The organism is Kitasatospora sp. NPDC094015 (genome assembly GCF_040304075.1).
Lineage (GTDB): Bacteria > Actinomycetota > Actinomycetes > Streptomycetales > Streptomycetaceae > Kitasatospora.
This window is the reverse complement of the sequence record NZ_JBEOUL010000010.1, coordinates 201,852-226,887: the sequence shown is the minus strand read 5'-3', so window position 1 is coordinate 226,887 and position 25,036 is coordinate 201,852. Positions and strand designations below refer to the sequence as shown.

21 protein-coding genes are annotated in these 25,036 nt (G+C 75.0%); 13 read left to right on the top strand and 8 right to left on the bottom strand.

The features are described 5' to 3' along the window. Positions 1-94 precede the first annotated feature (94 nt). Positions 95-667 carry a TetR/AcrR family transcriptional regulator gene (locus tag ABT014_RS15940; protein WP_350639336.1) on the bottom strand — a complete coding sequence of 191 codons (573 nt, stop codon included), beginning with the start codon at positions 665-667 and terminating at the stop codon, positions 95-97. 353 nt (positions 668-1,020) lie between these two features. Here ABT014_RS15940 and ABT014_RS15935 point away from each other — a divergent pair, with 353 nt between their 5' ends. The 7 genes from ABT014_RS15935 to ABT014_RS15905 all read left to right on the top strand — a co-directional run bounded on the left by ABT014_RS15935 (position 1,021) and on the right by ABT014_RS15905 (position 8,831). After that, positions 1,021-2,058 carry an agmatine deiminase family protein gene (locus ABT014_RS15935; RefSeq protein ID WP_350639335.1) on the top strand — a complete coding sequence of 346 codons (1,038 nt, stop codon included), beginning with the start codon at positions 1,021-1,023 and terminating at the stop codon, positions 2,056-2,058. 85 nt (positions 2,059-2,143) lie between these two features. After that, positions 2,144-3,832 carry an ABC transporter substrate-binding protein gene (locus tag ABT014_RS15930; protein WP_350639334.1) on the top strand — a complete coding sequence of 563 codons (1,689 nt, stop codon included), beginning with the start codon at positions 2,144-2,146 and terminating at the stop codon, positions 3,830-3,832. Beyond that, on the top strand, positions 3,829-4,836 hold the full coding sequence (locus tag ABT014_RS15925) for an ABC transporter permease (protein WP_350639333.1): 1,008 nt from the start codon (positions 3,829-3,831) through the stop codon (positions 4,834-4,836). Before ABT014_RS15930 ends, ABT014_RS15925 begins: the two co-directional genes overlap by 4 nt. Next, positions 4,833-5,687 carry an ABC transporter permease gene (locus ABT014_RS15920; RefSeq protein WP_350639332.1) on the top strand — a complete coding sequence of 285 codons (855 nt, stop codon included), beginning with the start codon at positions 4,833-4,835 and terminating at the stop codon, positions 5,685-5,687. Before ABT014_RS15925 ends, ABT014_RS15920 begins: the two co-directional genes overlap by 4 nt. Continuing rightward, positions 5,684-6,667, top strand: coding sequence for an ABC transporter ATP-binding protein (locus tag ABT014_RS15915; RefSeq protein WP_350639331.1), 984 nt, complete (start codon positions 5,684-5,686; stop codon positions 6,665-6,667). The genes ABT014_RS15920 and ABT014_RS15915 overlap by 4 nt, the downstream gene beginning before the upstream one ends. 49 nt (positions 6,668-6,716) lie before the next feature. Continuing rightward, positions 6,717-7,514 (top strand): ABC transporter ATP-binding protein, encoded by a 798-nt coding sequence (locus ABT014_RS15910; protein WP_350639330.1) that lies wholly within the window; start codon positions 6,717-6,719, stop codon positions 7,512-7,514. Positions 7,515-7,634: 120 nt separating this feature from the next. Further along, positions 7,635-8,831, top strand: a complete 1,197-nt coding sequence (locus ABT014_RS15905) for an agmatine deiminase family protein (RefSeq protein ID WP_350639329.1) — start codon at positions 7,635-7,637, stop codon at positions 8,829-8,831. 4 nt (positions 8,832-8,835) lie between these two features. On the opposite strand, the gene ABT014_RS15900 is transcribed toward ABT014_RS15905, so the two are convergent. After that, positions 8,836-9,486, bottom strand: a complete 651-nt coding sequence (locus ABT014_RS15900; RefSeq protein WP_350639328.1) for a TetR/AcrR family transcriptional regulator — start codon at positions 9,484-9,486, stop codon at positions 8,836-8,838. 224 nt (positions 9,487-9,710) lie between these two features. On the opposite strand from ABT014_RS15900, the gene ABT014_RS15895 reads away from it, so the two are divergent. Continuing rightward, complete coding sequence (locus tag ABT014_RS15895; protein WP_350639327.1) at positions 9,711-10,961, top strand: agmatine deiminase family protein; 1,251 nt, start codon at positions 9,711-9,713, stop codon at positions 10,959-10,961. Positions 10,962-11,042: 81 nt separating this feature from the next. Here ABT014_RS15895 and ABT014_RS15890 read toward each other — a convergent pair whose 3' ends face one another. Continuing rightward, entirely contained in the window at positions 11,043-11,681 is a 639-nt protein-coding gene (locus ABT014_RS15890) for a DUF4360 domain-containing protein (protein WP_350639326.1), read from the bottom strand. Between the two features lie 185 nt (positions 11,682-11,866). Here ABT014_RS15890 and ABT014_RS15885 point away from each other — a divergent pair, with 185 nt between their 5' ends. Beyond that, the gene (locus ABT014_RS15885) at positions 11,867-12,886 is read left to right on the top strand and encodes a C40 family peptidase (protein WP_350639325.1); all 1,020 of its coding nucleotides are present in this window, start codon (positions 11,867-11,869) and stop codon (positions 12,884-12,886) included. A gap of 52 nt (positions 12,887-12,938) precedes the next feature. On the opposite strand, the gene ABT014_RS15880 is transcribed toward ABT014_RS15885, so the two are convergent. Then, positions 12,939-15,821: a poly(A) polymerase gene (locus ABT014_RS15880; protein WP_350639324.1), complete on the bottom strand. Its 2,883-nt coding sequence runs from the start codon at positions 15,819-15,821 to the stop codon at positions 12,939-12,941. Further along, positions 15,821-17,593, bottom strand: coding sequence for an RNA ligase family protein (locus ABT014_RS15875; protein ID WP_350639323.1), 1,773 nt, complete (start codon positions 17,591-17,593; stop codon positions 15,821-15,823). Before ABT014_RS15875 ends, ABT014_RS15880 begins: the two co-directional genes overlap by 1 nt. Before the next feature lie 199 nt (positions 17,594-17,792). Between ABT014_RS15875 and ABT014_RS15870 the strand changes: the two genes are divergently transcribed. Beyond that, positions 17,793-18,587 carry a metal-dependent hydrolase gene (locus ABT014_RS15870; RefSeq protein ID WP_350639322.1) on the top strand — a complete coding sequence of 265 codons (795 nt, stop codon included), beginning with the start codon at positions 17,793-17,795 and terminating at the stop codon, positions 18,585-18,587. Between the two features lie 136 nt (positions 18,588-18,723). Next, a complete protein-coding gene (locus tag ABT014_RS15865) occupies positions 18,724-19,833 on the top strand; it encodes a DUF5954 family protein (RefSeq protein WP_350639321.1) in 1,110 nt (369 codons plus the stop codon). Positions 19,834-19,863: 30 nt separating this feature from the next. Here the strand turns inward: ABT014_RS15865 and ABT014_RS15860 are convergent, their stop codons facing one another. After that, on the bottom strand, positions 19,864-21,444 hold the full coding sequence (locus ABT014_RS15860; protein ID WP_350639320.1) for a glycerol-3-phosphate dehydrogenase/oxidase: 1,581 nt from the start codon (positions 21,442-21,444) through the stop codon (positions 19,864-19,866). Beyond that, positions 21,441-22,037, bottom strand: a complete 597-nt coding sequence (locus ABT014_RS15855) for a TetR/AcrR family transcriptional regulator (RefSeq protein ID WP_350639319.1) — start codon at positions 22,035-22,037, stop codon at positions 21,441-21,443. The genes ABT014_RS15860 and ABT014_RS15855 overlap by 4 nt, the downstream gene beginning before the upstream one ends. Positions 22,038-22,057: 20 nt before the next feature. Between ABT014_RS15855 and ABT014_RS15850 the strand changes: the two genes are divergently transcribed. Both ABT014_RS15850 and ABT014_RS15845 read left to right on the top strand, forming a co-directional pair. Beyond that, positions 22,058-23,695, top strand: coding sequence for an FAD-binding oxidoreductase (locus tag ABT014_RS15850; protein ID WP_350639318.1), 1,638 nt, complete (start codon positions 22,058-22,060; stop codon positions 23,693-23,695). Beyond that, complete coding sequence (locus ABT014_RS15845) at positions 23,692-24,612, top strand: diacylglycerol kinase (RefSeq protein ID WP_350639317.1); 921 nt, start codon at positions 23,692-23,694, stop codon at positions 24,610-24,612. Before ABT014_RS15850 ends, ABT014_RS15845 begins: the two co-directional genes overlap by 4 nt. A 90-nt stretch (positions 24,613-24,702) precedes the next feature. Here ABT014_RS15845 and ABT014_RS15840 read toward each other — a convergent pair whose 3' ends face one another. Beyond that, the gene (locus tag ABT014_RS15840) at positions 24,703-24,888 is read right to left on the bottom strand and encodes an antitoxin (protein WP_350639316.1); all 186 of its coding nucleotides are present in this window, start codon (positions 24,886-24,888) and stop codon (positions 24,703-24,705) included. Positions 24,889-25,036 lie beyond the last annotated feature (148 nt).

Here is a 25,036-nt window from a genome sequence, read left to right as displayed (position 1 = left end):
CAAGAACCGGGCCACCCGCCACGACGTCGGCAAGACAGTGAAACGCGCCGATTCGATCAAGGAACACCAAGCTTGGCGAGGATAAATCCCAAGCTCAGGCGTGTTCGAGTTCGGCGTCGATCGCGTCGAGGAGCAGCCGGCGGGCGTGGTCCAGCGGGAGGGAGCCGCTGAGCCAGCGGGTGCTGAGGCCTTCGAGGAGGGAGGTGAGGCGTTCCGCGGCGGCCGCGTGGGCCGGTGCGGTGCCGGCGGGGTGGGCGCGGCCGAGCAGTTCGGCGATCTCGTGGACCCAGGTGTGGGTGGCCTTGGCGAGTTCCACGCGCAGCTCCGGTTCGAAGACCGCGCTGGCTCTCAACTCGCCCCAGGCGGTGCTGTTCTCCCGTACCTCGGGGGTGTCCTGCAGTTCCAGCAGCAGGACCTGTTCCAGCTCGGCGCGCGGGCTGTCCGGGGGAGTGGCGGGGTCGCGTTCCGCGGTGTAGCGGTCGGCCCGGTCGCTGATGAACTCCAGCGTCCGGCGCAGGATCCCGGCCCGGTCGGTGAAGTGGTAGTAGATCAGCGAGGTCGACACCCCGGCCTCGGCCGCCAGCTCGCCGACGCGCAGCCCGCGGACCCCACGCCGCGTGATGACGCGGGTGGCCGCTCTGAGGATCTCTGTTCGACGGTCCGACACGAGGCGCCACTCTACCCGTCGGTGAGGGCTTCGGGGCACGATTCCTGATCGAAATTTCAGGGACCTTCCGAGGCCGGTCCGCTGCGAGGTGCCATGTCAGGGGCGGCTACGTGCGCAGATCCGCCGGTGAACGACCGGAGTCGCGGGGTTCGCCAGGACTCGGGGCGCCCGGAGTATTGACTGAATTTTCAGTTGGGGGCAGGATGCGGTGCGCGGCGGTACCCCTCGCCCCTCGCACCCGGTGCGACGGAAGCGCGAGCGGCCACGGGTGAGACCCGCCGCCACCTCCGGGCGCTGCCCGCCGACACGGCCGCCGATCCGCGGCCACCCACGATCCGTACGGGAGACAACACATGACCCTCGGGACCTTCCGGATGCCCGCAGAGTGGACCGAGCACGAGCGCTGCCTGATGGCCTGGCCCACCAGGGCCGAGCTGTGGGGCGCGACCTTCGAGGAGGTGAAGCGCGAGTACGCGCAGGTCGCCCGGGCGATCGCGGAGTTCGAGCCGGTGACCATGGTCGCCTGCCCGGGGCAGGGCGAGGAGGCCCGCGGCCTGTGCGGCGACGGCGTCGAGGTGGTGGAACTCCCGCTCGACGACTCCTGGTTCCGCGACTCCGGCCCGATCTTCGTGCTCGGCCCGGCGGGGGAGCGGGCCGGCGTCGACTTCCGGTTCAACGCCTGGGGCGGGAAGCACCACCCGTTCGACACCGACGACCGGATCGCCGGCGTCCTGCTGGAGCACCTGGGCGTCGAGCGGATCGACTCCCGGATGATCCTCGAAGGCGGCGCGATCACCGTCGACGGCGAGGGCACGCTGATCACCACCGAGCAGTGCCTGCTCAACCCCAACCGCAACCCCGGCATGAGCAAGGCCGAGATCGAGGCCGAGCTGATCGCCAAGCTCGGTGTCTCCACGGTGATCTGGCTGCCGTACGGCGGCCTGCTGGACACCGAGACGGACGGCCACGTGGACGGCGTCTGCGCCTTCGTCGCCCCGGGCAAGGTCGTGGTCCAGCTGCCCGCCGACCCGGCCCACCCCGACCACGAGCGGATGCGGGCCAACCTCGCCGTGCTGGAGGCCGCGGTCGACGCCAAGGGCCGGCGGCTCGAGGTCGTACCGCTGCCGCAGAGCGCGTTCGTGCAGGTCGACGGCAAGGAGACCGAGGTCGGCTACCTCAACTTCTACGTCGCCAACGGCGGCGTGGTCGTGCCGGTCGCCGGCCACCCCGAGGACGAGGGGGCCCTCGCCGTGCTCGCGGCCGCGCTGCCCGGCCGCAAGGTCGTCGGGGTCCGGGCCCGGGTGATCGCCTACGGCGGCGGCGGCATCCACTGCATCACCCAGCAGGTGCCGGTCGCCCACCCGGCAGGCCCGGCCGACCCGGCCTCCTGAGTCGGGCCGCCCGCGCCCCCACCGCCAGCGGCGCACCGATCCACCTCCTCGCCGACCCCCTCGTGAGCACGGAAGAGAGACCCCGATGACCCACCCCCAGGACGGGGCAAGATCCCGCAGAACCCCGCTCCACCGCCCGGGCACCACCCCCACCGCGCGCCGGGCCGCCCTGCCCGTCGCCGCGCTCGCCGCCTTCGCCCTGGTCGCGGCCTGCGCCGGCCCGCCGAAGGGCGGCGCCGCCACCGACGGGACCGGCGTCACGCTGTCCGCCGACACCCCGGCCGCCAAGGGCCCGATCGACTCCTTCACCTGGGCCCTCTACGCCGAGCCCCCCACGCTCGACTACATCGCCGCGTTCGACTACCCGCAGAACACGATCCTCTCGAACGTCTGCGAGAGCCTGATGCGGTGGACCCCGCAGCTGACCCTCGCCCCGGGCCTGGCCGAGAAGGCCACCAACCCGGACCCGACCACCTGGGTCTACGACCTGCGCCCCGACGTGCACTTCCACGACGGCAGCGTGCTGACCGCCGACGACGTGGTGTACAGCCTCGGGCGCCAGATGAACCCCGACAACGCCGCCGCCTGGGCCCAGCAGTTCCAGAACGTCAGCACCGTCACCAGGACCGGCCCGCTCCAGGTGACCGTCAAACTCACCAGGCCCGACTCGCAGTTCAACCAGTACATGGCCACCGCCGCCGGCGTGGTCGCCGCGAAGGCCGGGATCGAGGCCGCCGGCCAGGACTACGGCACCTCCGGCAGCCTGGACTGCACCGGACCGTTCGAGCTCGGAGCCTGGAACAAGGGGCAGTCCATCGAACTGCGCCGCTTCGACGGCTACTGGGGCACCAAGGCGAAGGCCGCCAAGGCCGAGTTCCGCTTCCTCACCGACCCCTCGGCCCGGGTCAACGCCATGATCACCGGCGAGGTCGACGGCGGCTACCTGATCCCCACCGAGAGCTACGACCGGCTGCGCACCAGCGGCGTCGGCACCCTCTCCTTCGGCGAGGGCCTCAGCACCGTCAACGTCAACGTCACCACCATGCAGGGCGTGCTCGGCGACGTCAGGGTCCGCCAGGCGCTCTCCCTGGCGCTCGACCGCGCCGGCTTCGCCAAGGCCGGGCTCGGCGGCGCCGGCACCGTCACCGGCTCGCTGACCACCAGGGCCGCCTGGGCCGCCGCGCCGCAGGAGGTCCGCCGGAGCGCGTTCGAGGGCCTCACCCCCACCGCCCCGGACCTGGACCGGGCGAAGGCCCTGATCAAGGAGGCCGGCGCCATCGGGAAGACGATCACCGTCGCCACCAGCCCGATCGGCCAGGACGTCTCGCTGCTGGCCACCGCCGTGCAGGCGGCCGGCACCAGCATCGGCCTGAACGTCGAGCTGAAGACGGTGGCACCCAACGCCTTCACCGCGCTGTTCACCTCCGCCGAGGCCCGCCAGGGCATCGACCTGTTCCCCGAGACCTACTACGACTCCATCACCGACCCGCTCGACCTGCTGGCCAACTTCCGGACCGGCGCCTTCCAGAACTTCGCCTCCTACAGCGACCCCGGCTACGACGACCTGGTCAAGCAGGCCACCGAGGCCGCCGACCCGGCGCAGCGGTACGCGATCGAGGCGAAGCTCCAGCAGACCGCCTCCCGGCAGCTGCTCTGGATCCCGGTCGCCGAGTGGCCGACCGCCCTCTTCCAGAACAAGCGGATCACCGGCGCGCCCACCACGATCTCGTACATGTACTACCCGTGGGCCGCGGACGTGGGTGCGGCCCGGTGAGCGGCGCGGTGAAGGGCCCGGCGGGCGGCTCGGCGGGTGGCTCGCTCGGCTTCCTGAGGTTCGCCGCCCGCCGGCTGGCCGAGATGGCCGCCACCCTGGTCGGCGCCTCGTTCGTGATCTTCGGTGCGATGTACCTGGCACCGGGCAGCCCGGCCGGCTTCCTGCTCTCCGGCCGCTCCGCCTCGCCGGAGGCGCTCAAGGCCGTCAACGCGCACTACCACCTGGACGACCCGTTCCTGCTCCAGTACCTGCGCTGGGCCGGCCAGATCCTGCACGGCGACTTCGGCCGCTCGATCACCTACCGCACCGACGTCTCCCGGCTGCTCGCCGACCGGCTGCCGGCCACCCTGCTGCTGGTCGCCATGGCGCTGGTCCTGGTGACCGCGGCCGGCCTGCTGCTCGGCTGGATCGGCGCCGTCCGCGGCGGGCGCACCGACTCGGCCGTCCTGGTCGGCACCACCTTCGCGCTCGGCACGCCGTCCTTCGTCGCCGCCGTCCTGCTCCAGGGGCTGTTCGCGGTCGAGCTCGGCTGGTTCCCCACCGGCGGCACCGGGGAGGGGTTCGGCCAGCTGCTGTGGCACCTCACCCTGCCCGCCGTCGCGCTCGCCCTCTACCTGATCGGCCTGCTGGCCCGGGTCACCCGGGCGGCGATGCTGGAGGTGCTCGGCCAGGAGCACGTCACGGTGGCCCTCAGCCGGGGTCTCTCCCGGCACCGGGTGATCCGCCGGCACGTGTTCCGCAACGCCCTGGGCACGGTCCTCACCACCGGCGGCCTGATCGTCTCCACCCTGCTGGTCTGCACCGTGCTGGTGGAGTCCGCGTTCAGCGTCGGCGGGATCGGCCAGCTCCTCGAACTGTCCACCACCACCAAGGACTTCCCGACCGTGCAGGCCATCTCCCTGATCATGGTGGGGCTGTTCATGACGGTGAACCTGGTCGTCGACCTGCTGCACCCGCTGGTCGATCCCACGGTCACCCTCGGGGCCAGGAGGTCCCCCGCATGAGCACCACCGTCCTGCGCCGACCGGGCCTGGCCCGGATCCGCACCACCCGGGCGCCGCTCCAGCACCTGTGCCTCGGCTTCGTCGCCCTGGTGGTGCTGGCCGCCGTCCTCGCCCCCTGGATCGCCCCCTACGACCCCAACCGGATCGAGCTCGGCAACGCCCTCGCCGGGCCGTCCGCCGACCACCTGCTCGGCGTCGACGCCTCCGGCCGCGACACCCTCGCGCGCCTGCTGACCGGCGCCCGCACCTCGCTGCTCGGGCCGCTCGGCGTGGTCGCCTTCTCCACCCTCGCCGGCGTCGCCGTCGGCGTCACCGCCGCCTGGCGCGGCGGCTGGCTGGACTCGGTGCTCTCCCGCAGCACCGAACTGGTCTTCGCCTTCCCCGGCATGCTGCTCGCCATCCTGATCGTCTCGGTGTACGGCGAAGGCCTGCTCGCCCCCGTCATCGCGCTCGCCATCGCCTACCTCCCGTACGTCAGCCGGCTCACCCGCTCCCTGGTGCTGGCCGAACGCGGCCGCCCGTACGTCGAGGCCTACCAGGTCCAGGGCCACTCCGGCCTGCAGATCTGCCTGCGGCACGTGATCCCGGCCGTCACCCCGGTCGTGCTCGCCCAATCCACCGTCAACTTCGGCTACGCCCTGATCGACCTCGCCGGCCTCTCCTTCCTCGGCCTCGGCGTACCCGCGCTGACCCCCGACTGGGGCCGGATGGTCTTCGACGGCCAGTCCGCCGTCCAGCACGGCTACCCGCTGTCGGCGGTCCTGCCCTGCGCCGCCGTCGTGCTGACCGTCGTCGCCTTCAACGTCGTCGGCGAACGCTGGGCCGACCAGGTCGCCAGGAGGGACCGATGACCACCACCCTCGACATCCGGGCGTACCACCTGCGCCTGCCCGACACCGCCCGCCCGGTCCTGGCCGGCGTCGACCTCACCGTCGACGCCCGCGAGACCGTCGCCCTGGTGGGGGAGTCCGGCTCCGGCAAGAGCCTCACCTCCCGCAGCGTGCTCGGCCTGCTGCCCCACGGCGCCACCACCGGGGGCACCGTCGAGGTCGACGGCGAGGACGTCCTCACCATGACCCCCGACCGGCTGCGCCGGCTGCGCACCTCCACCGCGGCGATGATCTTCCAGGACCCCCGGGCGGCCATCAACCCGCTCCGGCGGATCGGGGACTTCCTCACCGAGAGCCTGCGGCTGAACGCCGGCACCGGCGCGCGGGCCGCCACCGACCGCGCCGTGGAGATGCTGGAGGCGGTCGGCCTGAGCGCCGCGGTGCTGCGCCGCCACCCCGGCCAGCTGTCCGGCGGCATGCTCCAGCGCGTCATGATCGCGGCCGCCCTGATGGGCGACCCGGCGCTGATCCTCGCCGACGAGCCCACCACCGCGCTCGACGTCACCACCCAGGCCGAGGTGGTCGCCCTGCTCGGCGACCTGCGGGAGCGGTTCGGCACCGGCCTGCTGTTCGTCACGCACGATCTCGGCCTCGCCGCCGCGATCAGCGACCGGGTGTACGTGATGTACGCCGGACGGATCGCCGAGACCGGCCCGGCCGCCGCCCTGTTCGAGCGCCCGCGCCACCCGTACACGGCCGCCCTGCTGAACTCGACCCCGCGCCCGGACGCCCCGCAGGGCCGGCTCGCCGCCATCGAGGGCCGCCCGCCCGGACTGCGCGAGGACCTGACCGGCTGCTCGTTCGCCGCCCGCTGCCCGCTGGCGACCTACCTGTGCAGCCAGCAGGCCCCAGAACTGCTGCCGGTGGCGGGCGAACCGGCCCGCCGCACCGCCTGCCACCACACCGACCGGATCGGTACCCGGGGCGGCGCCGATGCCTAGCAGCTCCGGGGGGAGCACCCCCACCGCCCGGCCGCAAGGAGCACCAGCGATGCGCAAGACCGTCCTCGAGGTCCTCGGCCTGCACCGCTCGTACGGGGGCGTGCGGGCGGTGGACGACGTGAGCCTCACGCTCGCCGAAGGGCGGTCGCTGGGCATCGTCGGCGAGTCCGGCTCCGGCAAGACCACCACCGCGCGGATCATCGTCGGCCTGGAGCGCGCGGACTCCGGGCGGGTCCTGGTGCACCGGCGCGACCGCACCGAACGCGGGCGCGGCCGGGCCGACCGGCTCGCCCGGGCCCGCGAGGTGCAGATGGTCTTCCAGGACCCGTACCTCTCGCTCGACCCCCGGATGCCGGTCGCCACCGTCCTGCGGGAGACCCTGCGGCTGCACTTCCCCGGCACTGACCACGAGCGGCGGATCGCCGAACTGCTCGACCAGGTCGGCCTCGGCCCCCGGGAGGCCGCCGCACTGCCCCGGCAGCTCTCCGGCGGCCAGCGCCAGCGGGTCGCCATCGCCCGCGCGCTCGCGGTGGAGCCGGCCGTGCTGGTCCTGGACGAGGCGGTGGCCGCGCTCGACGTGTCCGTGCAGGCGCAGATCCTCAACCTGCTCGCCGACATCCGGGCCGCGACCGGCATCGGCTACCTGTTCATCACCCACGACCTCGGGGTGGTGCGGTGCGTCACCGACGAGGTGGTGGTGATGCGCCGGGGGAGGATCGTGGAGTCCGGCCCGACCGCCGAGGTGCTCGCCCGGCCCCGGCACCCGTACACCCGGCTGCTGCTGGACTCCGTCCCCGTCCCCGGCTGGGACCCGCGGCGCATCGCCGCCGCGCGCCGCGCGCTGTGACCCCGGCCCGGCGGCCCGCCGCCGCGCGGGCGCGCGGGCCGTCCGGCGGGCGGACGGCACGCCGCATACCATCGGAAACCACCCGGTTCAGGACGGTACGCGCACCGACAGGGGACCCGCATGAACCACCCCGCCCTCACCCGCCGGACCGTGCTGCGCTCGGGCGCGGTCCTCGCCGCCGCGGCCCTGCTCGACGGCTGCGGCTCGGGCGGCGACCCGGCCGGCGACCCGGCCGGCAGTGCCACGCCGTCCGAAGGACCGTCGGTGGGCTCGGCGCAGTCCACCGGCTCCCTGACCGCGGCGGCCGGCCTCGCCATGCCGGCCGAGTGGCAGCCGCACACCCGCACCTTCATGGCCTGGCCGGCCCTGGAGGAGGTCTGGGGCGACCAGCTGGGCGCCGTCCGCCAGGACATCGCCCGGGTCGCCCAGGCGGTCGGGCGGTTCGAGCCGGTGGTCCTGATGGCGCGCCCGGAGCAGCGCGCCGAGGCGCAGCAGCTGTGCGGCTCCTCGGTCGAGGTGATCGACCTCCCGGTGGACGACCTGTGGGCCCGCGACACCGGCCCCACCTTCGTCACCGGTGCGCCGGGCCTCGCCGGGGTGGACTTCCACTTCAACGGCTGGGGCGGCAAGCAGACCCACGACGCGGACGCCCGGGTGGCCGCGGAGCTGCTCGACCGGTACCGGATCCGGCGCATCGACGCGCCGCTGACGGCGGAGGGCGGCGCGCTGGAGGTGGACGGCGAGGGCACCCTGATGGCCACCGAGAGCTCGCTGGTCAACCCCAACCGCAACCCCGGGCTCGACCGGGACCGGATCGAGGCGGACCTCAAGGGGCTGCTCGGGGTGCGGAAGGTGATCTGGTTCCAGGGCGTCGCCGGCAAGGACATCACCGACTGCCACATCGACGCGCTGGCTCGGTTCGCCGAGCCGGGCGTGGTGGTCCTGCACCGGCCGGGCCCGGACACCCCGCCGGACATCTGGTCCACCGCCTCGGACCAGGCGCTCCAGGTGCTGCGGGGCGCCACCGACGCCCAGGGCCGCCCGCTGCGGGTGGTCGAGCTGACCGAGCCGGACTTCACGGCGATCACCGGGCACGGCGACGACTTCCTGGCGACCTACCTCAACTACTACGTGGTCAACGGCGGGGTGATCATGCCGAAGTTCGGCGACCGGGCCGCCGACGACCGGGCCGCCGGGGTGCTCGGCGACCTGCACCCGGACCGCGAGGTGGTCCAGGTCCCGATCGACGCCATCGCCGCGGGCGGTGGCGGGATCCACTGCTCGACCCAGCAGCAGCCGGTGGCACCGGCGTCCTGAGGCGTCAGCGACCGGTGCCCGCGGCGGTTGCCGGCCCGAGCACCAGGGTGCGGACCACCGCGCCGGCGTCGACCTCCGGGTCGAGGGCCTCGATGGCGGCCAGCCCGTCCACCCCGGCGGCGGCCGCCTCGCCGAGCGGGCGCGGGTCGAGACCGTCGCCGCGCTCGTCGGCGAGCACCTGGAAGAGCGCCACGAAGCAGGCCCGCCACTGCCGGTACTCCTGCGCCAGCGCGGCCCGCACCCGGTCGTCGTTGAGTGCGAACCAGTGCAGCGCCGAGTGCAGCCGGGACAGGTCGGCGCCCTCGGGCCGGGTCAGCAGCGCGACCACCCGCTCGGCGCGCTCCGCGAAGCTCCCGGGCGCCTCGACCGCCCGTTCCAGCGGTGCGATCCACTCCGGCCGGATGTCCTCGACGACGGCCAGGATCAGGTCGGTCCGGTCGTGGAAGTGGTAGTGGCACATGCCGTGGGTCACCCCGCCGGCGGACGCCACGTTGCGGGTGGTGAAGGGGACGCTGCCGTCGCCCGCCAGCAGCGTCCGGGCGGCCGCGATCAGGCGGGCCCGGGTCTGTTCGCCCTTCGCCGACGCGCGCCCGCGCGCGGCCGGCCGCTCCGCCGGGACGGGCAGGGATCGGGAGTCACTGGTACCTGTAGCCACCCGCGAACTGTAACGAAGCGGCCGGGCCCGGTGGGTCCGCAGCGCGTACCCGGGCCGCCGCCGACCGTGCTGCCTGCCCCGAGCGCGTCGCCGCGGGGTGGGTGGGCGCGCGGCGGATCCGATCCAGCTCTGCGCAAAGTATTGACCGAGCGCTTGGTCAGTTATAGCTTCCTTGCCACCCCCCGGCGGTCGGATCCGCCGGTTCCCCCACGGAGGTCGAGCAGATGAACGAGCAGGTGGCAGAGGAGAATTCGGCCGGCAGACCGGAGATGCCGGCGCTGGGCCGGCGCCGGGTACTGGCGGCGGCGGGGCTCACCGCGGTCGGTGTGGTCTGGGCGGCGAACAGCGGCACCTCGCAGGTCGCCCGGGCCGCAGACGCCCCCGGCTGCGGCACCCCGAGTCCCACCCCGTCCCCCACCCCCACCGGGGGCACGGGCACCTTCCGCGTCCCGATCGACACCGTCCGGCACACCCGGACCTGGATGGCCTGGCCCGACAGCACGGCGATCTGGGGCAGCGGCGGCGGTCGCGGCGGCACCTCGCTGGCCGGGATCCAGGCCAACATCGCGCTGATCGCCAACACCATCGCCAAGTACGAGCCGGTCGTCATGTGCGCCAACCCGGCCAGCGCCGCCGCCGCGAAGCGGGCCTGCAGCGCCGCGAACGTGACGGTGATCAGCACCATCCCGGTCGACGACTGCTGGATGCGGGACTCCGGGCCGGTCTTCCGGACCAACGGCGCGGGTGGCCTGGACGCCATCGGGCTGAACTTCAACGGCTGGGGCAACAAGCAGACCCACGCCAAGGACGCCCAGGTCGCCCGGCTGGTCGCCGCCTATGCGGGGGTCCCGTTCACCGCGGCCGCCGGCTTCGTGGCCGAGGGCGGCGCGATCGAGGCCGACGGCGCCGGCACCCTGATGGCCACCCGCAGCAGCATCCTCGACCCGGCCCGCAACGGGAGCATGAACCAGGCCGGGGCCGAGGCCGCGATGTGCGCCGCCTACGGCGCCTCCAAGGTGATCTGGTTCGACGGGTACGTCGACCAGGGCGACATCACCCGCGACCACGTGGACGCCACCAGCCGGTTCCTGGAGGTCGGCAAGGGCCTGGTCCAGCAGCCGAACGCCAAGGACCCGAAGGACGGCTGGAACAACGACGAGATCAACCAGTACAAGGTGCTGTCCACCGCCACCGACGCGGCCGGTCACCCGGTCGCCGTGACCAAGGTCGGCGGACCGGACTACAACGTGATCCGCTCGACCAGCGCCGACTTCGTCGGTTCCTACGCCAACTACTACGTCTGCAACGGGGCCGTCATCTCGGCCCAGTTCGGCGACGCCAAGGCCGATGCGGCGGCGAAGGCCGTCCTGCAGGGCCTGTTCCCCGGGCGGGTGATCGAGCAGCTCAACATCGACTCGGTCGGTGCGGGCGGTGGCGGGATCCACTGCGTGACCCAGCCGCAGCCGGCGCCGTAGCGGGGGCGGGAGGCGGTGCGGGCCGGGCCGGGGCGTCCCCCGACCCGGCCCGCACCCCGTGCGCGTGTTGCGCCCGTGCGGTCAGGGGCAGGTCTTCCAGGCCAGGTGGTAGACGGTGTTGATGTCGCCGTCGGTGGAGTCCATCGTCATGAAGCTGGTGGTTTTGGCCGGGTCGGACGTCCCGGCGCTCACCCGCAGCTCGGTGTTGATGTTGAAGTTCCGCAGCTCGCCGCAGGGCGCGTACACCAGGGCGGCCACGTCGACGGTGTCGGTGGCCTGCCAGCTGTCGTCCACCGGCCCCTTGAACTGGTGGCTGAGCGAGGCGGTCTGCGCGGAGCCCTGGAAGTAGTAGTTCGCCCGCTCGGTGCCGACGGCGCCCTTCTCCAGGTGGGCGAAGCCGCGGTAGTCGGCGGAGGCGATCGCGTAGGTGAAGCCCTGGGGGACGTGCACGTTCAGGTTGACCTGACAGTTCTTCCGGAAGTCGGTGGGCTTGGAGCCGACCCCGACCTGGGCCAGGTAATTGCTGTAGGTCACGGTGAACGCGGTGTTGTCGGGGGAGACCGCGACGGCGGCCGTGCCGGTCGGGCAGCCGGAGCCGTTGACGGTGGCCACGTCGATGACGATCTTGTCCGGCGGCGGGGTGGACCCGTCGCCGAAGATCGGGCCGCCCAGCAGGGAGGTGGCGGCGAGGCCGGCGGTGGCCAGCAGACGGAGCATCATGGGCCTTCCTTCCGATCGTTGCTGACCCCGGACGGCGGATGCACCGCCCGGGTTTGGCGTGTACATGGCACCACAGTCAACGGGCCCCGTACAGGGGGCGCGTGTTCATCCGCTCACGAAGCGTGAACCCTCCCTCGGCGGACACCACGAGGCGAGGGACCGTCAGATCTGCTTAGCGTGAGGTCATGGACAAGAACACCACCATCGTCCCGGCCACGGCCGAAACGGAGTCAGCCCCCATCTCGGACCGGGCGATACCGGCCGATCGCCACCTCCGGCAGCCCCGAGCGGCGGGCCGCGCCCGCCCGGGACGGGCGGCCAGGGCCGCCCGCAGGGCAGGCCGGATCGCCGCGGTGCTGGCGACCGCGGGTGCGATCAGCCTCGGCACGACCGTCGCGGCGGGCGCCGAGCCCGCCCCCGCCCACGCCGGCTGGGACGGTTCGAAGTACTGGTTCAAGAACAGCGCCGGCGCCTGGCGCTGGACCACGCACTACGACGTCTACCTGAGCCGGATCTCCGGCGCGCCGGCAGCGTCGGCGGCCCCCGCGAGCAGTGGCGGCGGGATCAAGCAGGGCTGGGACGGTTCGAAGTACTGGTTCAGGAACAGCGCGGGTCAGTGGCGCTGGACCACCCACTACGACGTCTACCAGAGCCGGATCTCGGGTACGCCCGCCGCGCCCGCGGCCCCCGCGAGCAGCGGCGGCGGGATCAAGCAGGGCTGGGACGGTTCGAAGTACTGGTTCAGGAACAGTGCCGGTGAGTGGCGCTGGACCACCCACTACGACGTCTACCTGAGCCGGATCTCCGGCGCGCCCGCCGCCCCCGCGAGCAGCGGCGGCAGCGGTTCCTTCGAGGCGGCTGTCCAGTTCGCACTCGGCGAGGTCGGCACGCCCTTCCTGTGGGGCGGCAACGGGCCGGACGGGTACGACTGCTCGGGCCTGGTCCAGCAGGCCTACCGCCGGGCCGGCGTCAGCCTGCCGCGGGTCGCCGACGACCAGTACCGGGCCACCACCCCGATCAGCGCGAGCAGCCTGCGCCGCGGTGACCTGCTGTTCTGGTCCGAGACCGGGGACGCCGACGACATCGAGCACGTGGCCATCTACCTCGGCGGCAACCAGTACGTCGAGGCGGCGCGGCCGGGCACCACGGTCCGGGTCTCCACGCTCAGCAGCGGCTACTACCCGACCCAGATGGGCCGCCCCTGACCTCCCGTCCACCCCAGTGGGCCCGCGCCGCACCGGCGCGGGCCCCTTGCGCTCACCGCAGGGTCGGCACCGCGCAGCCGTCGGCCCACTCGACCGAGGTACCGGGCACGGTCCGCAGCCAGCCCTCGGCGAGGGCGGCCAGCCGCGCCCGGTCCGGTGGTGTCCGGCCGAGCCCCACCGCGTAGCGGGCCGATCCCGGGCCCGCCTCGACCGGCCGGGGCCAGGCGTGCGCCTCCGCGCACCCGGCCCGCTCCAGGGCGGTGAGCAGTGCCCGCAGCCGGCCGCGCAGCCGGCCGCGGGTGACCTCGAAGTCCTCGCCCGCCCGGGCCCGGACACGCAGTACGGCCCAGGCCGCGTGCCGCCGGTGCAGCGGTGGCGGTGACAGCAGTCCGGGTTGTGCGGGGCCGGCCGGATCGGTCAGCTCCCAGGCCCGGTAGAGCTCGCGGACCAGCAGGTCGCGCCCGCCCGGGCCGACCTGGTCGGTGCAGGGCCGGAGCGGCGCGGTCGGCGTCAGCACGGTCACCGGCAGGCCGGTCGCGGCGGGGGCCTCGGCTCCGGGCGGCGTGAGCGCCACCGGCTGCCGCCAGTCCCAGGCCGCCCAGTCGCCGAAGAACCGGTGCAGCAGGACTTCCGGGCTCTCGCCGCCGGGCGCCTGGCGGACGGTCAGCGCGGCCAGCACCGTCCAGGCCAGGCCGGGCAGCCCGCCGAACGGCGCCGAGTCCAGGCCGCGGGCCCTGGCCCAGGCCTTGACCTCGCGGGCGAGCCCGGCGAACGCCGCCCGTTCGGCGCCGACCGCGTCCGCCAGCGCCTGCGCGTCGCTGACCGCGCCGAGCGCCGTCGCGGCCGCCTCACCCAACTCGGCCCGCCGGGCCACCGCCTCGGCCGGCGGCAGCTGCCCGGTGCCGACGGTCACCAGGTCGACCGCGAGCGTGCCGATCCGCAGCCGCAGACCCGGCACCCGGGCCCCGGTCACCTGCCGTACGGCCGCCTCCGGCAGCGCAGTCGCCAGCCGGGTGCGGAGTTCGGCGGGGTCGACCGCGCCCGGCAGGGCGGCCACCAGGTCCAGGTCCGCGCCGGGCAGTTCGCACCCCAGGCGCCGGGAGCCGGCCAGGTGCAGCACGGCGGCCGCGGGCAGCGCGGCCGCCAGCCGGTCCAGCACGGGGCCGACCGGGTCGGCGGCGGGGGTGACGGCCTGCGCGGTGGTCGGGTCGCCGGTCGGTTCCGGCAGGCGGTGGATCTCGCCGGTGCCGAGCGCGACCGTCATCCGGGGCCGCATCGGCTCCTCGCCGCGGCGCGAGAGCAGCACCAGCTCGCCGACCCGCACCTGCTCCCGGCCGAGCCGGGTGGCGAGCCGGTCGGCGAGCCGCTGCGGGTCGGGGGCGCGACCCAGCGTCAGATGCGGGGTGTAGCCCTCGGCCCGCCCCCGGCACCCCGGGAAGCGCGCGCTGAGCGCGGAGTGCAGGGCGGCCCACGGTGCCGGGTCGGCCGCCGCCGGGTCGAGCCAGAGGGTGGCGTCGTCGCGGTGGGCGAAGGAGCGGACCCCGCCGAGTTCGGCGGCGAACGGCGGCTGCTCCGCCGCGACCCGGGCGACCAGTTCGGCGGCCCGGTCGAAGTCGGCCTCCGGGACGAAGCCGAACAGCAGGTTCACGTGCGGCGGCCACCGGTCGAGCTGCGGATCGTGGGCCGCGCGGACCTGCTGGATCGCCGGCCACAGCCCGGCCGGCGGGATCCAGGCGAGCGCGGTACGGGCGGTGGGCGCGCCGCGGAGCAGCTCGGCGCTCTCCTCCTCGCCGGTGTGCACGCCGGTGTCCTCGCCGTGGCCGGGCGCGGCGCCGACCAGGTCGGCGACCACCCCGAAGTGGTCCGAGGCGAACAGGCCGTCCGGCGCGGGGCGCTCGCCCAGCAGGGCGGCGCCGGCCGGGTACGGGTCCGCTCCGCGCAGCAGGATCCGGTCCAGCCGGGAGGCCCGGCCGGAGAGCGAGGCGACGGCGGCCAGCGGGTTGGCGCCCGGGTCGAAGGTGGGTGTCCGGTCGGCGGGCCCGTGCACCTCGCTCCAGGCGTCCCGCAGGCCGAGCGCCGTGGCGGGCCGCTCGGTGCCGTCGTTGAAGTCGCCCACCAGCACGAGCGGGCCCGCCACCGCGTCCAGGCCCTCCGACAGGCGGGCCAGCTCCGCATCGCGTCGCCCGGCGCCGTTCTCGGAGTGGTCGCTGCTGAGGTGCGTGGTGGCGACCACCAGCGGGCCGCCGGTGGTCAGCACGGTGACAGCCGCGACCGCCTTGTGCGGCCCGAGCTCGTGCCGGGCGGCCTCCGCCACCGGCAGCCGGCTGAGCAGCAGCAGGCCGCTGCCGGCCACGTCCGGCCCGGTCGGGTCGGTGTCCACCGCGTACCCGGCCCGCACCCAGGGCGCCGCCAGCAGCAGCCCGACCAGGGCGGGCTCGACCTCCTGCAGCGCGATCACGTCCGCGTCGGCGTGCTCCAGCGCGGCCAGCAGCAGCGGCCGGCGGCGGGCGGTGTGGATCCGCTCGCTGTCGTACCGGTCCCACAGCGTGTTCCAGGTGATCACCCGCAGCCGTGCCGGGGCGCCCGGAGCGGTGGGCACGACACCGGTGACGGGGCGCCAGCCGGCCGCGGCCGGATCCCAGGCGTGCGGGGTGCGGGCGGTGAAGAACGGCGCCCGCAGCCGGCGCGGGGCCCGGGCCAGGCCCAGCCCGGCCGAGTCCAGCCGGTCCAGCCCGGCCGCGCGGTCCCAGACCGGCACGCCGTCCGCCTCGATGAACAGCACCCGGTGCCACGGGATGTCGCCGCCCGGCACGAAGGCGGCCAGCGGCACCCGCGCGGGCGCGGCGCCGCGGACGTTGACGCCCAGCACGAACCGGGCCGGGTCGAACCGCTGGTCCCAGCGGACCCGGTGGTAGACCTCCTCGCTGGTGCGCATCAGAACTCCTCGTCCTCGAGCGTGCCGTCGCGGTCGCCGACGGCGCCGTCCGGGCCGACGTACCAGGTGCGGTGCGCCTGGCCGGGGTAGGGCTGCCCGAGTCGGCCGAGCTGCGCGGCCAGCACCGGTGGCGGTACCGGGTGCTCGCGGTGCGCGTTGCGCCGGGCCAGCTCCGCCCCGGTGACCAGCAGCACGGCGTGGGTGGTGAGCGCGTCGCGGCGGGCGGCCACCGCGTGCACCAGCGAGCGCTGCTGCTGGTTGAGCGAGGTCGCGTCCCAGACCACGGTACGGCGGCCGGTCAGTGCCTCGTCGAGCCGGGCCAGCGCCGCCCGCAGCAGTTCGGGATTGGCGCGCTGGTCCGACCGGCAGCCGCGGGCCGCGCGCAGGTCGTCCAGTGACACGGTCTCGTCGACGCCGGGCAGGGCGCGGGCGAAGGTGCTCTTGCCGCTGCCCGCCGGACCGACCGTCAGCACCAGCCGGGGGAAGTCGCCCGTGCGCCACCGCCAGCCGCGTGCGGCGGCCTCCTCCACGGTGCTGATCCGGCCGAGCGCGAACCCCTCCCTGGCCTCGGCCCAGCACCGGTCGGCCGCCGCGGCGGGCAGCCCGTCGAGGGCGGCCCGCAGGCCCGTGCGCAGTGGTGCGAGCGGGGCCTCGCCGAGCAGTCCGGCCTCCTGCGCGTGCAGCTCGGACCACTCGACCTGCTCCCGGTCCTCCCCGGCCTGCGGATCCGTCCGCCCGGCCGTCGCCGCCAGCGCGACCGCGTGCAGCACCCCGAGGTCGGCGGCGTACGACAGCCGGACCAGCCCCGCCCGGCGGTCCTGGTCCGGGTACGGGCGGTGCAGCGCCCGGTGCAGCCCGACCAGGTCGGCGACCCGCCGGGCCAGCGGCAGGCCGAGCGGTGCCACCAGGGCCGGGGCCAAGGCGGCGCGCCGGCCGCCGTGCAGCAGCGCCGCCAGCACGCCCGCCAGTCGGGCGGCGCCGCAGCGGCCGAGTGCGTCCAGCCGTCCGGTCACCTCGGCCACCGCGGCGGCGGCCGTCCCGGCTGCGGTCCCGGTTCGGGGCGGCCGCGCGGCGTCCTGCGGGTCGAGGTCGAGCGCGGCCAGCAGGGCCGCCGGGTCGGCGGGGCCGCCCGAGGCGGCGTCCCACAGCGCCGCGCGCGGACCGAGCCCGTTGGGCACCACCGCCGCGTGCATCCAGTGCGTACCGGTGCGCACGTGCGCCGGGCGGACCCACTTGGCCACCCGCCGGGCGAACTCCGCGCGCCCGAAACCGGCCACCGTCCGCACCACGTAGCCCTCCTGGCGCTCGGTGTCCAGCCGCAGCGCCCGCAGTGCCCGCTCGTCGAAGACCCCGCGCCACAGCACCGGCGGTGTCGGCACGCCGAGCCGGCGGGCGAAGCGGACGGTGTCGTCCCAGCCGAGGCAGTGCTCGCCGTCCCAGACCGAGAAGGCGGAGAACCAGCTGTCCAGGTCGTCGTAGCGGATCGAGTGCCGGGCGTACAGGTTCTCCCCGCAGACCCGGCGGCCGGGTGGGATCGCGTGCGCGATCCGGCCCTGCAGTGCTTTGACCCAGGCCCGGGAGGGGTGGTGCGCGGAGTCGAGGGAGCGGGCGTGCAGGCCGTCCCGGTAGAGCGTGGTGTTCTCGCCGTCGAGCTTCTCGGTGACCACCACCTCCAGGCCGGCGAACCCGGACAGGTCGCCCGCCCGCAGGTCGTCCGCGGATGCGCCCGGTGACCACGGCAGGTGCGCGGTGCGTGGGTAGTGCGTCCGCATGGTTCCCTGCTTCCCGAGGTCGTGGCGGTCCGGCCAGGGTAGGGCGGGCGGAAAGGTCGATCCATCGATTAATCCCCGGCCCGGCCGCCCTCCTGACCTGCTGTCGGGCCCGGTGCCGGGTGAAGATCGTCGGCCGGTATGCTGCGGCACCGTCAGGTGCGCGGCGCACCTGCGATCTGATCTAGGGACGGTTATCGCGATGATGGGACCGGCGCATGCGCTCTCCGGTGCAGCGGCCTGGCTGGGGGTGGGTGCGGCCGCGGCCGCACTGGACACCCCGATGCCGTGGCCGGTGCTCCTCGCCGGGGCGCTGATCTGCGCCGGAGCGGCGCTCGCCCCCGACCTCGACCACAAGGCGGCCACCATATCGAGGGCCTTCGGGCCGGTCTCGCGCAATCTGTGCGAGATCATCGACAAGCTCTCGTACGCGGCGTACAAGTCGACCCGCAAGCCGGGTGACCCGCGCCGCTCGGGCGGCCACCGCACGCTGACCCACACCTGGCTGTGGGCCGTGCTGTGCGGGGCCGGTGCGGCCGCGGTGTGCGTCTTCGGCGGGCGCTGGGGCGTGCTGGCGGTGCTGTTCGTGCACATGGTGCTGGCGATCGAGGGGCTGCTCTGGAAGGCCGCCCGGATGTCCAGCGACGTCCTGGTGTGGCTGCTCGGCATCTGCAGCGCCTGGATGATCGCCGACATCCTCGACAAGCCGGGCAACGGCTCCGACTGGCTGTTCACCGAGCCGGGCCAGCAGTACCTGTGGGTCGGCCTGCCGATCGTGCTCGGCGCGCTGGTGCACTGCGTGGGTGACGCCCTGACGGTCTCGGGCTGCCCGATCATGTGGCCGATCCCGATCGGGCGCAAGCGCTGGTACCCGATCGGCCCGCCGAAGGCGATCCGCTTCCGGGCCGGCAGCTGGGTCGAGATCAAGGTGCTGATGCCGGTCTTCATGGTGCTCGGCGGGATCGGTGCGATCGGCGGCCTCGGCTACCTCGGCTGAACCACCGCCGGTGTCCCGGCCGGCCGGCGTACCACCCGGTGTCCCGGCCGGCCGGCGTACCACCCGGTGCGCCGGCCCCGGGTGAAGTCTCTGTGATTGCCCTGCGCGGTGGGGCCGGCGCAGGCATGCTGCTGGGATGACGCACAACGGTGAGGACGTGCCCGGGTACCGGACGGTCAGGATCGGCGCGTCGGACGAGCCGGTCGAGGCGCTCGCCGACGTGGCGGCCTGGACGGCGCGGGAGGCGTACCCGAAGATCCTGTCGGCGGGCGGCCCGGTCTTCGGGATCGCCCGCGAGCGCGAGCAGGGCGGCTGGGAGCTGCACCCGTACTTCGTCAACTTCCAGCCGCAGGCGGCCCGGGACGCGCTGGCGATGACCCTGCGCCAGCTGGCCACCGAGGCCCGCGAGCGCGGCGAGCACACCGGCGCGGCGGAGTACGAGCGGGCGGCCGGGCGGCTCGACTGGGAGCCGCTGAACGAGGTGGCCGTGCTCGGTGAGCGCTACCGGGTGGTGCGCGGCGAGCGGTTCATCCGCTCCGGTCCGGACGGACCCGAGCCACCGCGCCCCACCGACCCGGACCCGGCCGGCCCCGACGACGGCGTCCGGACACCCGACCCGGCGGCCGGCTTCGTGCTCGACCCGGTCCGGCCGACCGGGATGTCCGAGGGCATCCTCAAGGTCGAGCTGCTCGGCCTCACCCCGGTCGCCGGTGCGGTGCCGGCCGACGTGCGGCGGGACGCGCTGCTGGTGACGGCCTCGCACCCGGGCGGGGTGCTGCTGCCCGTCGGGTTCATGGCCGCGGAGCTGGTGGACGGCCGTTGGGAGCCGGTGCCCCCCAACCACGGCAACACCCCGCAGCAGATCAGGGAGAGCCTGGCGCTCGGCCTGCGGGTGATCGATCCGGTGACCAGGGGGCTCGACCCCGACGAGCGCGCCGAGTACGCCGAGGCGGCGGAGCGCTGGGAGTCCGAGCGGCCGGTCGAGGTGGAGGTCGGCGGGCGGCGGCTGCGGGTGGTGCGGGTCGAGCGGCTGGTGCGGTTCGGCCCGGACGGCCCGGAGAGCCCCCGGCCGTCCGACCCGGACACCGAGCTGCCCTTCCTGGCCCAGGAGGAACTGCTCTGCGCGCAGGGCGACTTCCCGCGCGAGGACGGCGACCCGTTCGATCCGGGCGAGGCCGTGCTGGAGATGTCCCGCCTGATGCGCGAGGAGGAGGAGCGCCGCCGCGCCCGCCGCGAGCGCGGCTGAGCGACGGCGGCCCCGGTTTCCGGGCGCGCCTCACTCCGCGAGCGCGTCGACGATCTCCTGCACCGCCGGGCGGGCCCGCTCGGCGTCCGCCGGGACCAGCCCGATCCTGGTCCGGCGGTGCAGCACGTCCTCGGCGTCCAGCGCCCCCTCGTGGGTCAGGGCGTACTCGATCTCCGCGCGGGTGACGTCGATGCCCTCCACGATCTGCTCCAGCGGCCGGGGCAGCCGGGCCGCGTCCAGCACCGCCCGGGCCGCGCCGCCGTGCCGGGCGACCAGCGGTTCGGGCAGCGCGCCGGCGGTCGCCGGGCGGCTGTCGGGGTGCGTGGGCGCGCCGACCAGCGGCAGCCGGGCGGTGCGGCAGGCCGACGCGGCGCCGCCCCGCTCGCGCAGCACGAAGTCGACGGTGTCCTCGGCCATCGCCCGGTAGGTGGTCAGCTTGCCGCCGACCACGGTGACCACCCCGGAGGGGGAGCGGTGCACCACGTGCCGGCGCGACAGGTCGGCGGTGTCGCCGCCGCCGGTGTCGATCAGCGGGCGCAGGCCGGCGAACGCGCCGCGGACGTCCGCCCTGGTCAGCTCGCGGCCGAGGGCGGTGTTGACGGTCGCCAGCAGGAAGTCGATCTCCTGCTCGGTGGGCACCGGCTCGTCCGGGACCGGCCCGGGCGCGTCCTCGTCCGTCAACCCCAGGACCACCCGGTCGAGTTGCTGCGGCAGGGCGAAGACGAAACGGCTGGTCGACCCGGGGACGGGGACGGTCAGCGCGGCGGTGGGACGGCCGAGCGTGGCGGCGTCGAGCACCAGGTGGGTGCCCCGGCTCGGCCGCAGCCGGATCGAGGGGTCGACCTGGTCGGCCCACACGCCGGTCGCGTTGACCACGGCCCCGGCGGTGAGCGTGACGGTCCGGCCGGTCAGGGTGTCGGTGAGCTCCGCCGAGGTGCCGGTCACCCGGTCGGCCCGGACCCGGGTGAGCACGGTGGCGCCGTGCTGCGCGGCCGTCCGGGCGATCGCCAGGACCAGCCGGGCGTCGTCGATCAACTGCCCGTCGTGGGCGACCAGCGCGCCGCGCAACCCGTCGGTGCGCACGGCCGGCACCAGCGCGGCCGCCGCGGCGGGGCCGACCCGGCGGGCCCTCGGCAGTACCGACGCCGGCGTCCGCGCGGCCACCCGCAGCGCGTCCCCGGCGAGGAACCCGGTGTGCACCAGCGCCGCCGTGCCGCGGCCGACCGAGGGCAGCAGCGGGACGGCCTGCGGCAGGGCACGGATCAGGTGCGGGGCGGTGCGGGTCATCAGGATGCCGCGCTCCACCGCGCTCTCCCGGGCCACCCCGATCCGGCCGGAGGCCAGGTAGCGCAGCCCCCCGTGGACCAGCTTGGAGCTCCACCGGCTGGTGCCGAAGGCGAGGTCCCGGGCCTCCACCAGGACGGTCCGCAGGCCGCGCGAGGCGGCGTCGAGGGCGACGCCGGCCCCGGTCACGCCACCGCCGATCACCAGCAGGTCCACCGCGGGACCGGTGGCGAGGGCGTCGAGGTCGGCGGTGCGGCGGCGGGCGCTGAGCGCGGTGCTCGGGACGGCGGTCCCGCCCGGGTCGGCGGCGGTGCTCCGGTCGGTCATGGTTTCAGGTATCCGTTCAGGGCGAAGGCCAGTTCGCGGCGCCAGGCCTCTTCGGGCAGCAACTGGGCGACCATGCGGTGCGACTGGACGGTGGACTGGGCGATGAGCAGCACCATCGCGGCCAGCTCGGCCGGCTCCCCGGCACGGACCGAACCGTGCCGCTGGCCGAGCGCGAGGGCCTCGCGCAGCGCGTCCAGCAGGCCGCGCTGGCTGGTGCCGAGCCGTTCGACGACGTACTCGACCAGCAGGTCGGCGTCCGAGCGCAGCAGCGCCCCGAGCACCTGGTGGTCCCGGATCCGGACGGCGACCTCGACGATCCAGGCCACCACCGACTCGCGGTCGTCCGCCGCCCGCACCACGCTCTCCTGGGTGGCCCGGATCTCCCGGGTCAGCAGCGCGCCGACCACCGCGCGCACGTCCGGCCAGCGGCGGTAGACGGTGGGGCGGCTGACCCCGGCCCGGCGGGCGATCTCCGCCAGCTGGGTGCGCCGCGGGCCGAGGACGAGCACCAGCTCGGCGGCGGCGTCCAGGATCGCGTCGTCGACGCTGCGCGGAGCGTCGCTGTTCGAGGAGTCTCTGTGACTACTTGACATGATGTGGAAAACTGTAACGCATGCCATCTGATCCGCACGCAGGACCGAGCAAGCCCGCAGCACTGCCGCTGCCGCCGATGTCGTGGAACGCCTGGGGCGACCCGGCGCTCGCCAAGCCGCTCTCCGAGGACATCAAGGCGCTGCTGGAGCAGCTGCTCGGCGTCACGCCGCAGGAGGGCGCCGCGCCCACGGCCGACGAGGTCCTGCTGCGCCCGTCCGCGCTCACCGCGCAGGACCTCGCGGCGCTGGCCGCCATCGTCGGCCCCGACGCCGTCAGTGCCGAGGACGCCGACCGGCTGCCCCGGGCCGGCGGCAAGTCCACCCCCGACCTGCTGCGCCGGCGCAGCCGCGAGGAGCAGGACGCCCCGGACGCCGTGGTGCTGCCCGGCACCGAGGAGGAGATCGCGGCGGTGCTCGCGTACTGCTCCGAGCGGCGGATCGCCGTGGTCCCGTTCGGCGGCGGCACCAGCGTGGTCGGCGGCCTCGACCCGGTCCGGGCCGGCTTCGACGCGGTCCTCTCGCTCGACCTGCGCCGCTTCGACGCGCTGAGCGACCTGGACGAGGTCTCCGGCGAGGCCACCCTGGGCGCGGGCCTCACCGGCCCGCAGGCCGAGCAGCTGCTCGCCGCCCGCGGCTTCGAGCTCGGCCACTACCCGCAGAGCTTCCGCTTCGCCACCATCGGCGGCTTCGCGGCCACCCGCTCCTCGGGGCAGGACTCCGCCGGCCACGGCCGCTTCGACGACATGGTCCGCGGCCTGCGGGTGGTCACCCCCGCCGGGGTCCTGGACCTCGGCCGCGGCCCGGCCTCCGCCGCCGGCCCCGACCTGCGCCAGCTGTTCGTCGGCTCGGAGGGCACGCTCGGCGTGATCACCTCGGTCCGGCTGCGGGTGCACCCGGTCCCCGCCGTCAAGATCCACGAGGCCTGGAGCTTCCCCGACTTCGCCACCGGCGCCGCCGCGCTGCGCGCCGTCGAGCAGCAGGGCGCCGGTCCGACCGTGCTGCGGCTGTCCGACGAGACCGAGACCGGCGTCAACCTGGCGATGACGGCGAAGATCGGCGGCAGCCAGATCACCAGCGGCTGCCTGGCCGTCACCGTCTACGAGGGCACCGGCGAGCAGACCGCCGCCCGCCACCGGCTGACCCGCCAGACCCTGCTGGACGCCGGCGGCACCCCGCTCGGCGAGGAGCCCGCGCGCGCCTGGGAGCACGGCCGCTTCGACGCCCCCTACCTGCGCGACGCGCTGCTGGACTGCGGGGCGCTCTGCGAGACCCTGGAGACCGCCGCCAACTGGTCCGACCTCGCCCGGCTCAAGGACGCGGTCACCGCCGCGCTCCAGGGCGCCCTCCAGGCCGGCGGCACCACCTCGCTGGTGATGTGCCACATCTCGCACGTCTACCCGACCGGCGCCTCGCTCTACTTCACCGTGCTCGGCGCCCAGCAGGGCGACCCGATCGCCCAGTGGCAGGCCGCCAAGTCCGCGGCGGGCGACGCCATCATGGCCAACGGCGGGACCATCACCCACCACCACGCCGTCGGCACCGACCACCGGCCGTGGATGCCGCAGGAGATCGGCGAGCTCGGCGCCGCCGTGCTGCGCGCCGTCAAGGCGACCGTCGACCCGGCCGGGATCCTCAACCCCGGCAAGCTCATCCCGTGACCGCCCGGCCGCAGCGGCGGGAGATCCGCACCGCCGTGGTGCTCACCAACCCCGCCGCGGGCGGCGGCCGGGCCGGCGAGGCCGCCCGGCGGGCCACCGCCCGGCTGCGCGAGCGCGGCGTCGAGGTGCTCGCGGTCAGCGGAAACGACCCGCAGGACGCCGTCCGGCTGGCCCGGGAGGCGATCGCCCGGGACGTGGACGCGCTGGTCGCGGTCGGCGGCGACGGCATGATCGGCCTCGCGATCCAGGCGCTGGCCGGCACCCAGGTCCCGCTCGGAGTGGTGCCCGCCGGCACCGGCAACGACCTGGCCCGGGACTACGGCCTGCCGCTCAAGAACCCGGAGGCGGCCGCCGACCTGATCGCCGACGGCCACGCGCTGCGGGTGGACACCGGCCGGATCGACACCGCCGACGGAGCCACCCGGTACTTCGGCTCGGTGCTGGCGGCGGGCTTCGACTCGCTGGTCAGCGACCGGGCCAACCGGCTGCGCCGTCCGCGCGGCCGGATGCGCTACAACCTGGCGATCCTGCTGGAGCTCGCCCGGCTGCGGCCGCTGCCGTTCCGGCTGGTGCTGGACGACGGCACGGTGCTGGAGCAGGACCTCACCCTCGCCGCGGTCGGCAACACCCGCAGCTACGGCGGCGGCATGCTGATCTGCCCCGAGGCCGACCACGCGGACGGCCTGCTGGACGTCACCCTGGTCGGGGCGATGCCCAGGCGGCGGCTGGTGCGGTTCTTCCCGACGGTCTTCAAGGGCACCCACGTCCGGCACACCGGGGTCAGCACCCACCGGACCGCGGGCCTGCGGATCGAGTCGGCCGGGATCAACGCCTACGCCGACGGCGACCTCGCCGGACCGCTGCCGGCCGAGGTGCGGGTGGTGCCGCAGTCGCTCACGCTGCTCGTACCGGCCTGAGGCTGAGGCCCGGAGCGCGGCGGCACACGCGGAGGCGGCCGACCGGGATCCCGGTCGGCCGCCTCGCCGTGTCCCGCTACCGGCCGTCCCTCACTGGCCGTCCGACGGGGGCTGCTGGCCGAGCTGCTCGTCGATCTTCTGCTGGGCGGTGTCGACCTGACCCTGGTACTTGTTCCCGGTCCTGGAGTCGACGGCGTCGCCGGCCTTCTCGACACCCGTCCGGGTGGTGTCCTCGTGGCCCTTCATCATGTTCTTGAGCTTGTCGAGCATGGACATGGGCGGTTCTCCTAACGGGAGGCCTGATCTTCCCAGCATCACCGAGGTCGGCGATCCGCACATCCCGGGGCGTCGCGCACGTCCCGCGCCCGGGATCCGCGGTGATCACGCCGGTTGACAGGAAGGTAAGGCTGGCCTAACTTCTGTT

Bases quoted from the DNA above. Each gene is read 5' to 3' on its own strand.
- ABT014_RS15935 (WP_350639335.1), top strand. From the start codon at position 1,021: ATGACCCTCGGGACCTTCCGGATGCCCGCAGAGTGGACCGAGCACGAG.
- ABT014_RS15930 (WP_350639334.1), top strand. From the start codon at position 2,144: ATGACCCACCCCCAGGACGGGGCAAGATCCCGCAGAACCCCGCTCCAC.
- ABT014_RS15920 (WP_350639332.1), top strand. From the start codon at position 4,833: ATGAGCACCACCGTCCTGCGCCGACCGGGCCTGGCCCGGATCCGCACC.
- ABT014_RS15915 (WP_350639331.1), top strand. From the start codon at position 5,684: ATGACCACCACCCTCGACATCCGGGCGTACCACCTGCGCCTGCCCGAC.
- ABT014_RS15910 (WP_350639330.1), top strand. From the start codon at position 6,717: ATGCGCAAGACCGTCCTCGAGGTCCTCGGCCTGCACCGCTCGTACGGG.
- ABT014_RS15905 (WP_350639329.1), top strand. From the start codon at position 7,635: ATGAACCACCCCGCCCTCACCCGCCGGACCGTGCTGCGCTCGGGCGCG.
- ABT014_RS15895 (WP_350639327.1), top strand. From the start codon at position 9,711: ATGAACGAGCAGGTGGCAGAGGAGAATTCGGCCGGCAGACCGGAGATG.
- ABT014_RS15890 (WP_350639326.1), bottom strand. From the start codon at position 11,681: ATGATGCTCCGTCTGCTGGCCACCGCCGGCCTCGCCGCCACCTCCCTG.
- ABT014_RS15885 (WP_350639325.1), top strand. From the start codon at position 11,867: ATGGACAAGAACACCACCATCGTCCCGGCCACGGCCGAAACGGAGTCA.
- ABT014_RS15880 (WP_350639324.1), bottom strand. From the start codon at position 15,821: ATGCGCACCAGCGAGGAGGTCTACCACCGGGTCCGCTGGGACCAGCGG.
- ABT014_RS15875 (WP_350639323.1), bottom strand. From the start codon at position 17,593: ATGCGGACGCACTACCCACGCACCGCGCACCTGCCGTGGTCACCGGGC.
- ABT014_RS15870 (WP_350639322.1), top strand. From the start codon at position 17,793: ATGATGGGACCGGCGCATGCGCTCTCCGGTGCAGCGGCCTGGCTGGGG.
- ABT014_RS15865 (WP_350639321.1), top strand. From the start codon at position 18,724: ATGACGCACAACGGTGAGGACGTGCCCGGGTACCGGACGGTCAGGATC.
- ABT014_RS15860 (WP_350639320.1), bottom strand. From the start codon at position 21,444: ATGACCGACCGGAGCACCGCCGCCGACCCGGGCGGGACCGCCGTCCCG.
- ABT014_RS15855 (WP_350639319.1), bottom strand. From the start codon at position 22,037: ATGTCAAGTAGTCACAGAGACTCCTCGAACAGCGACGCTCCGCGCAGC.
- ABT014_RS15850 (WP_350639318.1), top strand. From the start codon at position 22,058: ATGCCATCTGATCCGCACGCAGGACCGAGCAAGCCCGCAGCACTGCCG.
- ABT014_RS15840 (WP_350639316.1), bottom strand. From the start codon at position 24,888: ATGTCCATGCTCGACAAGCTCAAGAACATGATGAAGGGCCACGAGGAC.